General features: G+C 40.7%; 14 protein-coding genes and 1 riboswitch. Of the genes, 13 read left to right on the top strand and 1 reads right to left on the bottom strand.

Features of this window, described 5'->3' with window-relative positions:
• Positions 1-87 precede the first annotated feature (87 nt).
• Genes ACZSMY_RS11045 through ACZSMY_RS11035 form a run of 3 tightly spaced genes read left to right on the top strand, consistent with a single transcriptional unit; the run spans position 88 to position 5,491 of the window.
• Positions 88-2,481 (top strand): 3-hydroxyacyl-CoA dehydrogenase/enoyl-CoA hydratase family protein, encoded by a 2,394-nt coding sequence (locus ACZSMY_RS11045; protein ID WP_368901419.1) that lies wholly within the window; start codon positions 88-90, stop codon positions 2,479-2,481.
• A gap of 25 nt (positions 2,482-2,506) precedes the next feature.
• Positions 2,507-3,682 carry an acetyl-CoA C-acetyltransferase gene (locus tag ACZSMY_RS11040; RefSeq protein WP_193063571.1) on the top strand — a complete coding sequence of 392 codons (1,176 nt, stop codon included), beginning with the start codon at positions 2,507-2,509 and terminating at the stop codon, positions 3,680-3,682.
• A 24-nt stretch (positions 3,683-3,706) separates the two neighbouring features.
• Positions 3,707-5,491, top strand: coding sequence for an acyl-CoA dehydrogenase family protein (locus ACZSMY_RS11035; RefSeq protein ID WP_256704952.1), 1,785 nt, complete (start codon positions 3,707-3,709; stop codon positions 5,489-5,491).
• Positions 5,492-5,550: 59 nt separating this feature from the next.
• Here ACZSMY_RS11035 and ACZSMY_RS11030 read toward each other — a convergent pair whose 3' ends face one another.
• Entirely contained in the window at positions 5,551-6,351 is an 801-nt protein-coding gene (locus tag ACZSMY_RS11030) for an ion transporter (protein WP_193063574.1), read from the bottom strand.
• Positions 6,352-6,576: 225 nt separating this feature from the next.
• Between ACZSMY_RS11030 and ACZSMY_RS11025 the strand changes: the two genes are divergently transcribed.
• The 10 genes from ACZSMY_RS11025 (at position 6,577) to sufC (ending at position 13,241) form a co-directional block, all read left to right on the top strand.
• Complete coding sequence (locus ACZSMY_RS11025) at positions 6,577-7,050, top strand: DinB family protein (protein ID WP_042530544.1); 474 nt, start codon at positions 6,577-6,579, stop codon at positions 7,048-7,050.
• Positions 7,051-7,069: 19 nt separating this feature from the next.
• A complete protein-coding gene (locus ACZSMY_RS11020; protein WP_193063575.1) occupies positions 7,070-7,426 on the top strand; it encodes an arsenate reductase family protein in 357 nt (118 codons plus the stop codon).
• 66 nt (positions 7,427-7,492) lie between these two features.
• Positions 7,493-7,873 (top strand): glycine cleavage system protein GcvH, encoded by a 381-nt coding sequence (gene gcvH / locus ACZSMY_RS11015; protein ID WP_042530549.1) that lies wholly within the window; start codon positions 7,493-7,495, stop codon positions 7,871-7,873.
• Positions 7,874-8,087: 214 nt separating this feature from the next.
• Positions 8,088-8,453 (top strand): toprim domain-containing protein, encoded by a 366-nt coding sequence (locus tag ACZSMY_RS11010; protein ID WP_042530551.1) that lies wholly within the window; start codon positions 8,088-8,090, stop codon positions 8,451-8,453.
• A 144-nt stretch (positions 8,454-8,597) separates the two neighbouring features.
• Positions 8,598-8,918, top strand: a complete 321-nt coding sequence (locus ACZSMY_RS11005) for a thioredoxin family protein (protein WP_374705738.1) — start codon at positions 8,598-8,600, stop codon at positions 8,916-8,918.
• Positions 8,919-9,058: 140 nt separating this feature from the next.
• Positions 9,059-9,158: riboswitch (SAM riboswitch) on the top strand.
• Between the two features lie 128 nt (positions 9,159-9,286).
• A complete protein-coding gene (locus ACZSMY_RS11000; protein WP_465147782.1) occupies positions 9,287-10,309 on the top strand; it encodes a methionine ABC transporter ATP-binding protein in 1,023 nt (340 codons plus the stop codon).
• Positions 10,302-10,970: a methionine ABC transporter permease gene (locus ACZSMY_RS10995; RefSeq protein WP_042530557.1), complete on the top strand. Its 669-nt coding sequence runs from the start codon at positions 10,302-10,304 to the stop codon at positions 10,968-10,970. The genes ACZSMY_RS11000 and ACZSMY_RS10995 overlap by 8 nt, the downstream gene beginning before the upstream one ends.
• 62 nt (positions 10,971-11,032) lie before the next feature.
• On the top strand, positions 11,033-11,890 hold the full coding sequence (locus ACZSMY_RS10990) for a MetQ/NlpA family ABC transporter substrate-binding protein (RefSeq protein WP_341173150.1): 858 nt from the start codon (positions 11,033-11,035) through the stop codon (positions 11,888-11,890).
• A gap of 197 nt (positions 11,891-12,087) precedes the next feature.
• Positions 12,088-12,240: a hypothetical protein gene (locus tag ACZSMY_RS10985; RefSeq protein WP_175297017.1), complete on the top strand. Its 153-nt coding sequence runs from the start codon at positions 12,088-12,090 to the stop codon at positions 12,238-12,240.
• A 212-nt stretch (positions 12,241-12,452) separates the two neighbouring features.
• Positions 12,453-13,241, top strand: coding sequence for a Fe-S cluster assembly ATPase SufC (gene sufC, locus ACZSMY_RS10980; RefSeq protein WP_042530560.1), 789 nt, complete (start codon positions 12,453-12,455; stop codon positions 13,239-13,241).
• Positions 13,242-13,258 lie beyond the last annotated feature (17 nt).

Genomic DNA, 13,258 nt, shown 5'->3' with positions numbered 1-13,258 from the left:
ACGTGAGATATGCGATTTGCCAATATCTTTATTTTTTGGCTTAAAAATGAATGAGCATTCATTCAAGAGAGGCTGGAGGATTGTGAAATGACTTATTCGATTAAACATGCAGCAGTAATAGGTTCAGGTGTGATGGGTTCTGGAATTGCCGCTCATTTAGCAAATGTGGGAATATCTGTAACAATGTTTGACAGAGTACCAGATTCCTTGACAGACAAGGAAAAGAAGCAGGGCTTTACCTTAGAAGACAGGCAGGTCAGGAATCGGCTTGTGAGTGAGAGTAAAAAGAAATTATTAAAACAAAAGCCGTCACCGATTACATCAAAAAAAAGCTTAGATTTGATTCGGATTGCCAATTTGGAGGATGATTTGGCATTATTATCTGAAGCAGATTGGATCGTCGAGGTGATTGTTGAGAATTTAGAGGCGAAAAAAGAGCTGTTTAAAAAGGTGGATGCACATCGCAGGGAAGGTAGCCTGGTTACCTCTAATACATCCGGGATTTCTGTGGACGCCATGATTGCAGATTCCTCAGAAGATATGCAGGAGCATTTTTTAGGGACGCACTTTTTTAATCCGCCGCGATACTTAAAGCTGTTAGAAGTTATACCGACAGAAAAAACGAAGGCAGAAGTGCTTTCCTTCATGAAAACATTTGGAGAGGATGTATTAGGCAAGGGTGTTGTCGAAGCGAAGGATACGCCAAACTTTATTGCAAACCGGATTGGAACTTACGGACTGTTAGTAACTGTCCAGGAAATGGAGAAGCAGGGATTAAGTGTCGGTGAAGTAGATTCGGTTACCGGCCCGCTTATTGGCAGACCCAAAAGCGCTACGTTCCGGACGCTGGATGTCGTTGGAATTGATACCTTTTACCATGTTGCGAATAATGTTTACCACCATGTATCCGACCCGAAAGAGAAAGCCATTTTTACGGTTCCGGACTTTTTAAAGCAAATGATTGAAAAAGGATGGATTGGTGCGAAAAGCGGGAAGGGATTCTATGAAAAGAAGAGGGATAAAAGCATTGTAGAAATAAATCCAAGCACGCTGGAGTATCAGGAAAGAAAGAAGCTGAAAACAGCTGCTGTTGAATTAGCTAAGCAGGAAAAAGGATTAAACAGAAAAATGAAAGCGCTTATTAATCAAAAGGGAGATAAAGCTTCCGATTTTATTTGGTCTATTATCAAGCCGGTATTATTATATTCTGCTGATTTAGTCGGAGAGATTGCCGATGATGTCGTCTCCATTGATGATGCGATGAAATGGGGATTTGGCTGGGAGTCAGGACCATTTGAAATATGGGATGCAATTGGCGTAAGGGCTGCAGTGGAACGAATACAGGATGAAGAGACAGCGGTGCCAAGCTGGGTGCTGGATATGCTGGAGGAAGGGGACGAAACCTTCTATAAAAAAGAAAATGGAGCTATTTACTTCTTTCATGAAGATGCCTATAAACAAAAGGACGTCAATAAGAAAGAAATCTCCTTAGCGGCAATCAAGGAGCAAAAAGGTGTCATCAAGAAAAATACCGGCGCCAGTCTAATCGATATCGGGGATGATGTTGCTTTATTAGAATTTCATTCCAGAAGTAATGCGATCGGTCTTGATATTATCCAGATGGTCAATGAATCCATTGAGGAAGTAAATAAAAATTACAGAGGGCTGGTGATTGGAAACCAGGGCAAGAATTTCTGTGTTGGCGCCAATTTAGCAATGATGCTGATGGAGGCACAGGATGATAATATATTTGAATTAGATCTCGTTGTCCGTCAATTTCAAAACATGGCGATGAATATTAAATATGCTGATAAACCTGTGGTGGCTGCTCCATTTAATATGACATTAGGCGGAGGGGCAGAAGTATCCTTGCCGGCTGCTGCGATTCAGGCTTCTCCGGAAACATATATGGGGCTGGTTGAATTTGGTGTCGGTCTTATTCCTGGAGGGGGAGGAACGAAAGAGCTTTATTTAAAAGAGCTTCGTAATATCCCAGAAGGTGTAGATATTGATTTAACCAAGGTAGCGAATGATGTATTTGAAAAAGTAGCAACAGCAAAAGTTTCTACTTCTGCAAGAGAAGCAATGGAGAATGGCTATCTCAATAAAAATGACCGTATCAGCAGGAATCCGGATCATGTTCTCCATGATGCGAAAAAACGTGTATTAGCTTTAGCCGATGAGGGATATGAGAAACCTGCGCGTGAGAAAATTCCAGTTGTCGGAGAGGCGGGCTATGCAGCCATGGTCATGGGAGCTAAATCGCTGCATTACAGCGGCTATGCTTCGGAGCATGATTTAAAAATTGCTGAAAAACTGGCCTATGTCTTATCTGGCGGAAGAATAAAAGAAGGTACGGAGATTGATGAACAGGTCATGCTGGATTTAGAAAGAGAGGCCTTCTTAAGTCTTATTGCCGAACCGCTGACTCAGCAGAGGATGCAGCATATGCTTGTGAAAGGAAAGCCATTACGGAATTAAAGAAAGTTCAAAGGAGGATACATCCGTGAAAGAAGCAGTGATTGTAGCTGGTGCAAGAACACCAGTAGGAAAAGCAAATAAAGGTTCATTGCGGAATGTCAGACCAGATGATTTGGCAGCGCTTACGGTGAAAGAAACGTTAAAACGAGCTGGCGATTATCAGGGTTCGATCGATGATGTGATTATTGGCTGTGCGATGCCGGAAGCAGAGCAGGGAATGAATATGGCCCGGAATATTGCCGGACTTGCCGGATTAAGCCAGGATGTACCGGGCATCACAGTAAATCGTTACTGTGCTTCCGGATTACAGACGATTGCTTACGGTGCGGAACGAATTATGGTTGGCGCTGCAGATACGATTATCGCTGGCGGGGCTGAATCGATGTCGATGATCCCAATGGGCGGACATGTGATTAAGCCTAATCCGGCCTTGGTGGAACATGCACCAGAATATTATATGAACATGGGGCATACTGCCGAAGAAGTAGCCAACCGTTTCGAGATTTCAAGAAGCGATCAGGATGCTTTTGCAGTACAGAGTCATGCACGTGCTGCTAAAGCCATAGAGGACGGTTTATTTCAAGAGGAGATCGTTCCAGTAGAGGTGAAGGAGCGCTATGTCGGGAAGAACAATAAGATTGAAGAGAAATCATTTTCCTTTGAAATGGATGAGGGCGTCCGGGCAGGAACGAATGCAGAGACACTCCGTTCCCTGCGTCCAGCCTTCCATATAAAAGGCAGTGTCACGGCCGGGAATGCTTCTCAAATGAGTGACGGAGCAGCCTCTGTTTTATTGATGGATAAAGAGAAAGCAGAAGCGGAAGGACTCACACCGATTTTAAAATTCCGCTCCTTTGCAGTAGCTGGCGTAGCACCGGAAATCATGGGAGTCGGACCGGTGGAGGCGATTCCGAAAGCAGTGAAAATGGCAGGGTTGGAATTATCGGATATCGGTTTATTTGAATTAAATGAAGCTTTTGCTTCCCAGGCACTTCGAGTTATCCGGGCGTTAGATCTAGATACGGCTAAAGTGAATGTAAATGGCGGTGCCATTGCATTAGGGCATCCGCTGGGCTGTACAGGAACCAAGCTGACAGTCAGTTTAATGCATGAAATGAAGCGGAGAAACGAGCAATTCGGAATTGTAACGATGTGTATTGGCGGCGGGATGGGAGCAGCCGGTGTATTTGAACTTCTATAATCTATTTGAAAAGGGGAAATTGCGATGAGTGAAACAAAAGAAAGACTATTTAAAGGCGGCGGTTTTTTAGTAGAGGATATTACGGCAGAAGACATTATCACACCGGAAGATTTTACCGATGAGCACAAGATGATTGCGAAAACAACGGAGGATTTTGTATTAGGAGAGGTCGTTCCTAAAATCGATAATCTGGAAAATCAAGAATTTGAGCATTCCGTGGATTTGCTGAAAAAAGCCGGGGAATTAGGCTTATTAGGTGCTGATGTTCCGGAGGCATATGGAGGACTCGCATTAGATAAAATCAGTTCTTCCTTGATTGCAGAGAAGTTCTCCCGCGCCGGCGGTTTCTCTATTACGCATGGCGCACATGTCGGAATCGGCTCGCTGCCAATCGTCTTCTTTGGGAACGATGCACAGAAGGAAAAATATCTTCCTAAATTAGCCACAGGTGAGTTAATTGCTGCGTATGCACTGACTGAGCCAAGTTCAGGTTCTGATGCGCTTGGTGCAAAAGCAACAGCCAAACTAAATGATGCCGGCACGCATTATATTTTAAATGGCGAGAAGCAGTGGATTACCAACTCTGCTTTTGCAGATGTCTTTATCGTCTACGCTAAAATTGACGGCGAGCATTTCAGCGCCTTTATTGTGGAAAGAGAATATCCGGGTGTATCTACAGGGCCGGAAGAAAAGAAAATGGGAATCAAGAGCTCTTCTACAAGAACACTGGTCTTAGAGGATGCCGAGGTTCCAGTAGAAAATCTGCTTGGTGAAAAAGGCCGCGGACACGTGATTGCTTTTAATATTTTGAATGTCGGCCGCTATAAATTGGCTGTCGGCGGTATCGGAGCATCGAAGCGTACTCTGGAATTAGCTGTAAAATATGCAAGTGAGCGCAAGCAGTTCCAAACACCGATTTCAAGCTTTTCGCTGACTCAGGAAAAATTAGCAACGATTGCTTCCAAACTGTATGCCAATGAAAGTGCCGTTTACCGGATTGTAGGATTATTTGAACAGCGGATGGGCGCATTATCTGAAGAGCAGCTGCAGGATGGACGTGAGGTTGCCAGAGCAATAGCGGAGTATCAAATTGAATGCTCGATGGCAAAATACATGGTTTCCGAATTGCTGGATTATGCAGTGGACGAAGCGGTGCAGCTCCATGGCGGATACGGATTTATGCAGGAATACGAAGTAGAAAGGATTTATCGCGATTCCCGTATTAACCGTATTTTTGAAGGAACGAATGAAATCAATCGCCTGCTTGTGCCGGGAACATTGCTGAAAAAAGCAATGAAAGGTGAGCTGCCATTATTGGAAAAGGCACAGGGACTGCAGGAAGAATTAATGATGATGATGCCGGAGGAAGTCGGCACAGAAGCCTTAGAGCAGGAAAAATATTTATTGAGGAACGCGAAAAAGCTCATCTTGCTCGGAGCTGGATTGGCAGCACAGAAATACGGCAAAAAATTAGACCGGGAGCAGGAAATCCTTGTTAAATTAGCAGACATGACAGCAGAGGTATTTAATATGGAATCTGCTATCCTTCGTACGGAAAAAGCCATTTCCAATGCCGGTTCAGAAAAAGCACAGCTGAAATTACTATATACGGAAGTGTATGTACAGGAAGCATTTAACAGAATGGAAGCAGCAGCAAAAGAAATTCTGATTACTGCGGAAGAAGGGGATTCACTGCGCGTCATGCTATCTTCTTTACGTAAGCTGACAAGGCATACACCAATCAATGTAGTTAAGAAGAAACGTGAAATTGCTGCGAAGATTATTGAGGAAGAAAAATATATTGTTTAACTAACACAAAGGAGCTGTCGCAAAATGCATAGGATGCATTTGATGACAGCTCCCGTGTTCTAATCCCTCGTGGATTTTTCTTTTAATAAAGCTTTAATTTCTTTCAGCTCTTTTTCCATTTCTTCCAACTTTAAATCAGTTGGCGATGGTGTCTCTTCCCGGCTTGCTTCTTCCACATTATTGACAACAACCCCGACAAATAAATTAATAATAACGAATGCGCCAATTAAAATAAAGGTTACAAAATACCACCAGGAGGAAGGATCTTGTTCTAAAATAGGGTACATCACACCACTTGCCCATGACTCTAATGTAATTACCTGAAATAAGGTGAGCAGGGTTCGATGCAAAGAACCGAAGTATTCAGGAGAAATGGATGCAAAAAGAGTGGTACCAATAACGGCATAGACATAGAAGAACAGCCCTAAAAGAATCATGATTGTTCCCATCGAAGGTATCGTCAGCAGTAACGCATTAACCATTTTTCTTAAGGACGGAATAATCGATATCGCTCTTAATACACGAAGAACTCTCAGGATACGTAATACCATGATGTAACTTGAGCCGAGGAATACGAAACTGGCCGATATAATGATGAAATCGAACACATTCCACGGGCTCTTAAAAAAAGCTGTAAGAGAAGAGCTTCCTATTAATCTAATAATAATTTCAATTGTAAATACAGCTAATAATAAAGTATCCAGCCAATAAATGATAGAAGGGAATTGATTGGAAATAGCAGGGTACGTTTCAAAGCCTACAATAATAGCATTAAAGATAATTAATCCGATAATCGTGTTCGTAAATATTTTGTTTTCTGCAATCGCAGCACATTTTGCTTGAAAAGAATTTTTTATCATAATAAATATCCTCTCTCTATTAAGTGTTCATCCGATATGTAAAATAATTTGAATTACAATTTAAAAGACCTCTTTTTTCCACAACTATTATTGTACGAATACTTTTTTATTTTGTCACTTCTGATTACATTTACGGCCAGCAGATATGGATTCAATATATTGGATTAAAGCAGAAGTTTCGTGGTACGCTAATAAAAAAGAAACATTATCTTAGGAGGGACTAGCATGTATCGAAATTTAAATGATTTTTTAACAGAATGGTCACAGTCTGCTGATGGTACAAAATCTGTATTAAAAGCTTTAGAGGATGACAAATTAAATCAGTCAATAGTAGAAGGACATAACAGCCTTGGCTGGCTGGGCTGGCATTTGGTGAATAGTCCTGTTTTCTTTATGAGCCTGGTCGGAATTGATTTAGACTCTTCTTATGATCCAGACGCCGTTCCAACAAAAGCAAGTGACATACTGGAAGCATATGAGGATATCTCAACTAGCGTTGCAGAGAAAGCAAAAGAGCAGCTGACGGATGAAGCATTAGTAAATGAAGTAGGTGATTTCGGCGGACCTGCTCCGAAAGGAAGTATTTTACGTATGCTGGTCAGTCATCAAATCCATCATCGCGGTCAGATGACTGTGCTGCTTAGACAGGCTGGCCTAGAGGTGCCCGGCGTTATGGGACCAACGAAAGAGGATCAATAGAAGAAGCGGAGGAAGAATAATGACATTATCTTTTTATTGGTATTCGAAATGCGGCACCTGTCGAAATGCAAAAAAATGGCTGGATGCAAACCAAATTGATTATAAGGCGATTCCGATTGCTGAAGAGCCTCCAAGTGCGAATGAACTGCTGTCTTGGATGGAAACAAGCGACCTGCCGCCTAAAAAATTCTTTAATACCAGCGGTAAAAAATATCGGGAATTAAATTTGAAAGAAAGAATAAATGATTTATCCCCGCAGGAAATGGCGGAGATTTTAGCTTCTGATGGTATGCTCATCAAAAGACCGGTCTTAACCGACGGCAAGAAAGTAACTGTCGGATTTAAAGAAGAAACCTATGAATCTGTCTGGAAATAGTGCTAGAAATGTAACTGACTTCCATGTATAGTTGAAGAGAATAAAGTTTTGTTGGAGGGATACGAAATGAGCTTGCCAAATGATTATTTATATTCAAAAGAACATGAATGGGTAAAAAAAGAAGATGGAAAAGTTCGTATAGGAATTACAGACTTTGCACAGGATGAGCTTGGCGATATTGTTTTCGTAGAATTACCGGAAGTCGGCGATTCTTTAGAGCTGGAAGAGCCATTTGGAAGTGTGGAATCTGTTAAAACGGTATCCGAGCTGTATGCTCCAGTCAGCGGAAAAGTGGTAGAAGTAAATGAAGAACTGGAAGACAGCCCAGAGCTTGTGAATGAATCACCGCATGAAAAAGCATGGATGATTGTTATTGAACTTGAGAATGAAGCAGATTTAGAGGAATTATTAGATTCGAAAGCATACCAGGAATTTATCGAAGGATAATAAAATTACATTACACCTATTTTAGAGAAAGAGAAAATACAGGCGCTGCTCCTGAATTTTCAAAAAAGGCTCTAAAAATAGGTGAAAAAGAGCTGACTTTTCCACATTCGTGTATAGTTAGCTCTTTTCTTTTCATATAATATAGAAAAAGCATAGGATAGGATTAGGTTAAAAAAGATGTTTACCTAATCACTTCGATAAGGAGTGCAAAACGATGATGGAAGATGATTACAACAAAGTCATAATCGTTGAAGGGTTATCTGATAAAAAGCATCTAGAAAAAATTCTTGACGACAATACCATCACCATTGTTTGTACAAATGGAACCATCGGTGTAGAAAAATTTGAAGAGCTGTTGGAATATTATCATTTGGACGATACAGATGTATTTATTCTGGTGGACGAGGATGATTCGGGAATGAAACTCCGAAAACAGCTAGCCAGGGAACTGCCGCACGCAGAGCATATTTATGTAAGCAGTGAATTTCGTGAGGTTGCCGCCACCCCAAAAAGAATGTTGGCAAGTATTCTGGCAGGAAAACGCATTGGAATCAATCTCAATTACCTTGCAAAATGGTAACGTAAAACGTTAAAATAAGAATGGATTCTATTCGCCGAGGAAATAAATAAGGAAAGATGCGAAGTCGTTTTATACGCAATCAGTGTAATCCTTTCACTCAGCATATATTATTTTATGGGAAGAAAAAGATTGAGGGGAATGAACTTGAAACAGTTTAGTGGAGAAGAAAAGAATCATCAACGATTCATACTATATATTTATACACCATTTTGCGGGACATGTACGGTAGCCCGCGCTATGCTTGAAAAAATAGAAAGACTGCATAAAACTGATATTTTTACGGAGATGAACGCGTCCATGCACCCTGATTTTATGCAGTCTCATCAAGTCGAAAGCGTGCCATGTCTTGCATTTATGGAAAACGGTAAAATGATTGAGAAAGTGTACACGTTTCAATCGACAGCAAATATTTATCAGTATTTGATGAAATACAAACCGGAATTATTCACAGCAATAAACAACTAAGTTTTTTCTGTACAAGAGGACGGTTCAATATACGAGAAGCAGCAGATTCCACAGAAACCTGAGTGAATGGCTAGGGATTGTGATTGACAAGGCACAAATGGCATGCTACTATAATGGCACTTCATTTAAAAATAGGCAAACTCTTATCAAGAGCGGTGGAGGGACTGGCCCATTGAAACCGCGGCAACCTTCAATCATTGAAAAGGTGCCAATTCCTGCAGGAAACTGTAAAGATAAGGGAGCAATGGACGATATTGTGTATAATAAAGCGTCTTTCTGTTCTCTTGCAGAAAGACGCTTTTTCAATGAAGAGGAAAATATAGCGTACACAATAAAATAGGTTTGTACACATATAGGAGTGAAATAAAGTGATATCCATTGAAGGATTGAAGAAAATATTCTCTTTAGAAAAAAAAGATATTGTCGCCGTAGATAATTTAAATCTAAACGTAGCGGATGGAGATATCTATGGCGTCATCGGATACAGCGGCGCGGGGAAAAGTACTTTTGTGCGTTTGATTAACAGGCTGGAAGAACCAACGACAGGTACGATAAAAATCGGCGATCAGGTTATTACCTCCTTATCGAAAAAGGATTTGCGTATCGCCAGACAGGATATTGGAATGATATTCCAGCATTTTAACCTGCTCTGGTCCCGGACAGTCGCTGAAAATATAGAATTTCCGCTTGAGATTTCCGGTGTGGAGAAAAGCGACCGGAAAAAGCGGGTACTGGAATTGGTTGAATTAGTAGGCTTATCAGGAAAGGAAAATGCCTATCCTGCACAGCTGAGCGGCGGACAAAAGCAGCGGGTAGGAATTGCAAGAGCATTAGCAAACTCTCCGAAGGTGCTGCTTTGTGATGAAGCAACCTCTGCACTTGACCCGGAAACAACGAATCAAATCTTGCGTTTACTGCAGGATATTAATGAAAAGCTGGGTTTAACCATTATTTTGATTACCCATGAAATGCATGTTATCCGCAAAATTTGTAATCGAGTTGCAGTGATGGAGCAGGGGAAAGTAGTAGAAGAAGGAACGGTTCTCGATGTATTTACCAGACCAAAGCAGCCGGTAACGCAGAAATTTGTTGAACAGCTGACTGGATCAGATGAGGAAGAGGAAGACATGACAGAGTTGAAGAAAAGATATCAAGAGGGCGCGTTATTACGGATTCAGTTTTTAGGAGAAAGTGCAAACCAGACTGTAATCAGCCAGCTTGTGAAGAATTTTGATATCCATGTTAATATTTTGCAGGGGAAAATCACCCAGACACAGGTCGGGAGCTATGGGACATTGATCGTTCAGCTGGTAGGTAATCAGCAGGAAGAGGCAATAAAGTACCTGGAAGAACAGGATGTTATTGAATTGGAGGTAATTCAGCATGCTTGAGGAATTATTTCCAAACGTTACGATAGAAGATTTAGTAGAAGCTTCTCAAGAAACACTTTACATGACCATTATAGCTTTAGTCGGCACAGCCATTATTGGCTTACTTTTAGGGCTGCTGTTATTTTTAACGTCGAAAGGGAACTTTTGGGAAAATCGATTGATTAATTTTGTTGTTGCAACATTTGTCAATGTATTTCGTGCTGTTCCGTTTATTATATTGATCCTGCTGTTATTTCCTTTCACCGATTTTGTAGTGGGGACACTGCGTGGACCTAATGCTGCTTTACCGGCTTTAATCCTCGGGTCTGCTCCATTCTATGCAAGATTAGTGGAGATTGCATTGAAGGAAGTAGATAAAGGGGTTGTAGAAGCTGCCAAAGCAATGGGAGCTAAAGCAAGTACGATTATTTTTAAGGTGCTGCTTCCAGAGTCCAAGCCTGCACTTGTATCGGGGCTGACGGTTACAGCGATTGCTTTAATCGGTTATACTGCGATGGCAGGAGCGATTGGAGCAGGCGGATTAGGAAACCATGCCTACTATTTCGGATTTCAGCGGAAAAGCTGGGATGTTGTATTTGTCAGCACAGTCATCATTGTGATTATCGTATTTATCTTCCAGTTTATTGGGGATGCTATAACCAGAAAGATAGACAAGCGTTAAGAAAGGTGCTATTCAAGAATTTCTTGATTCACATAATAAAAAATAAAAAAGGGGCGTTCAACATGAAAAAGCTTTGGTTTTTAGCAGCTGTAAGTTTGATTTTATTCTTAGCAGCATGCGGAGGAAATGATGATTCTTCCAATAATGAAGAAGGTACAGGCAGTGAAGGGGACGAGCCGACTGAAATTACAGTTGGTGCTTCCAGTATCCCGCATGCTGAAATTTTAGAAGAAGCTGCACCATTATTAGAAGAAGAAGGAATTACATTAGAAATTGAACAGTATGAGGACTATGTTTTACCAAATGATGATTTAGATAATGGAACACTGGATGCGAATTTCTTCCAGCATCAGCCGTTTCTTGACCAAACGATAGAGGATGCCGGATATGAGATCGAATCTATTGGCGGGGTTCATGTAGAACCAATGGGAGTCTATTCTCAAGGTATTGAAAGTATTGATGATATTCCAGATGGAACAGAGGTAGTATTAAGTAACTCTGTATCAGATCAGGGGAGAATTTTATCTTTATTTGAAGCAAATGGATTAATTACATTAAATGAAGATGTGGATAAAGTTGCTGCAACAATAGACGATATTGAGGAAAATCCGAAAGATTTATCCTTCCACCCGGACGTTGCTCCTGAGATTACACCGGATATTTATAATAGTGAAGAAGATTCATTAGTGGTTATTAACACCAACTTTGCTATCGGAGCAGGATTAAATCCACTTGAAGATGCGCTTTTCATTGAAGGCGATGAATCAGATTATGTAAATGTTATAGCTGTACGTTCAGAAGACAAAGACAGCGAAGCATTAAATACATTAGTAGAGGTACTGCAATCTCAAGAAATACAGGATTTTATTACGGATAACTATGATGGTGCTGTAATTCCAACACCAACTGATGCAGAATAAAGAGCATTTCCGAAGAATACTAAGAATGTGAGAGTATATCCACCTATAGCGAAAGATTTTCATAAATTATCCGAAAATATAAGTTTAAATCGATTTTGAGCGGGAATCATACCTGTGTTAGCATATTGAATGTGTTAAACAAACCGAAAGGATGATTTATTATTACCACTGAAAATGGTTTAAGCTACACTTCGGAAATGGAAAAAGGAATTGGTCAATCAAGAGGTGTCAATTACGAGGAATATGACCGAAGCTTGAATAAAAAGTTAAAAGTGGAAAAAGAAAGAGAACAGGAATACCAGAAGGCGAAGAGACTTTCTACAGAAGCAGTTTCTGGTAATTTAAGATAAAAATAACAAAAGCTGATGTCACGGGGCATCAGCTTTTTAAATGGGAACAGATCATGAAAAAAGCGTCTAAAGAAGCATAGTTAAAAGCTTTTTAAAGACGAATGATAACAGTTGCGAATTAATTTGAAATGCTTTAAGATTGTAATGAGAATAAATTGAGAATGGATATCATATTCATTTCATTTAAAATACAGTTTTTGGAGGTATGATTTATGTCAGGCTCAGTATTAGAAGTTAAGAATCTTCACGTATCTATTGAAGATAAGGAGATATTAAAAGGGGTAGACCTAACCATTAAAGGTGGAGAATTCCATGCTGTCATGGGACCGAATGGTACAGGTAAATCCACATTGGCATCTGCCATTATGGGTCACCCTAAATATGAAATAACAGAAGGATCCATCACCCTCGACGGGGAAGATGTTTTAGAGATGGAAGTAGACGAACGTGCCCGTGCCGGTCTGTTTTTAGCAATGCAGTACCCAAGTGAAATCAGCGGTGTAACTACTTCTGACTTCTTACGTTCTGCGATTAATGCAAAACGCGAAGAAGGCGATGAAATTCCATTGATGAAATTCATCAAAAAATTGGATAAGGACTTAGATTACCTTGATATTGATCAAAATATGGCAACACGTTACCTTAATGAAGGTTTCTCCGGCGGGGAGAAAAAGCGTAACGAAATCCTGCAATTAATGCAGCTGGAGCCAAACATTGCTATCCTTGATGAAATTGATTCAGGGCTGGATATCGACGCATTAAAAGTAGTATCAAAAGGAATCAACCAAATGCGTTCGGATAATTTTGGCTGCTTGATTATTACTCACTATCAACGTCTATTAAACTATATTACACCTGATTTCGTACACGTAATGATGCAGGGACGCGTTGTGAAGTCTGGCGGACCAGAGTTAGCAAAACGTCTTGAAGCAGAAGGTTACGAGTGGATTAAAGAAGAATTAGGAATCGAAGACGAAGAAACTGCAGAACAAAACGCGTAATGTAAGGAGGGATAATC

The sequence above is a fragment of the Oceanobacillus sp. B139/18 genome, assembly GCF_055524595.1.
Note: the sequence above shows the minus strand (reverse complement) of the source record. Positions and strands in the feature narration are given on the sequence as shown.